A 1,134-nucleotide genomic window follows, 5' to 3' on the forward strand; every position below is an offset into this window, starting at 1 on the left:
ATTTAGGGTAGGATGCTTTCCTTGCCCTTTTCGTCTCGTAGATTTGTTGAGAAACACGGCCCTAACTTTGAACAAAAACGGTTTGAGTATATCGCTGAAATGGGCCTTGATTCAGTCACAGGCAAAGAGGCTGATGAGGAACTCCTGAATTATGCCACAAACTATACCAAGTACACACTGAGTATAAAAGCGGGTTATGAATTCCTAATGGTAGGGGCAGCAGCTTGGAGTACTCGGGCTTATAATAAGGATTTGCAATCACAAAGAGCGAACGCAAAGGTCAATAAGTATTATCAGATTAAGGATGCGGTGAGAAATTCGAGTATGGGGAGTCAGCCGGTGGTTGAGGTTAAAACCTACACTATGGATGACTTAGCGAATCTTAAGCATACAGAGAACTTTACAGATAAGTCTAAGATTCACATTTTTGAAGGTGATATAAATAAAAAAGGTCGAGCAGGAGGCTATCACTATGATATGGTAGAGGGGACTTCTGGAAATATTATCGAGGGTACGAAAGGGCCGGCCTTAAATGATGCTGGGATTTATGAGGCAAAAGTTGAAGTAAATGGAACTCTTAAGAAAGCTAATGGTGGGAAATCAACCTTCTTCCCTGACCATATGAGTCCGCAGGAGGTTGTAGATGCCATTAATGAGGCATATTCCAACAAGGTATTGATGGAAGGTAGTCGTTATATAGGAACAAGTCAAAATGGAATAAGCATTGAAATAATTTTAAATTCTGAGGGGAAAATTATTACTGCTTATCCGCTAAAATAGAATAATTTTAAAGGTGCATATAAATGAGACGAAACTATATTGTAAAAGTAAATAAAAATAATGATAGTCAGAAATTTTTGTTAGTAGAATTTGATAGTCCCAATTGTCACTCCTTATCAAATTTTTTAAATTCGGAGGTCCATAATTTTTATCTGGATGTTCGAGAAGCTTTGGAGAGTGTAATTTCTGGGAGTATGGAAGAATATGCTTTTGATGGTAATCTCTTAGGGATTGAAATTGGCAAAGAAATAACGGAAGTATACTTCCAATTTGAGGAAGAAATATTAGGTAGCCCTTGCTTTATTCCTACAAATGAGCTTTATAAATTGGTTTTAGAGTGGAAAGAAATGGAAG

At 37.2% G+C, this 1,134-nt stretch carries 2 protein-coding genes; both read left to right on the plus strand.

Annotated elements, in window-relative coordinates:
* The first annotated feature begins 21 nt into the window (after positions 1 to 21).
* Positions 22 to 780, plus strand: coding sequence for an EndoU domain-containing protein (locus HMPREF2780_RS11165; RefSeq protein WP_233994398.1), 759 nt, complete (start codon positions 22 to 24; stop codon positions 778 to 780).
* Positions 781 to 803: 23 nt separating this feature from the next.
* Positions 804 to 1,134 (plus strand): hypothetical protein (locus HMPREF2780_RS11910; protein ID WP_105026636.1); only part of this gene is annotated, 331 nt, incomplete at its 3' end.

Source organism: Streptococcus sp. HMSC062B01, from assembly GCF_001811085.1.
GTDB lineage: Bacteria > Bacillota > Bacilli > Lactobacillales > Streptococcaceae > Streptococcus > Streptococcus gordonii.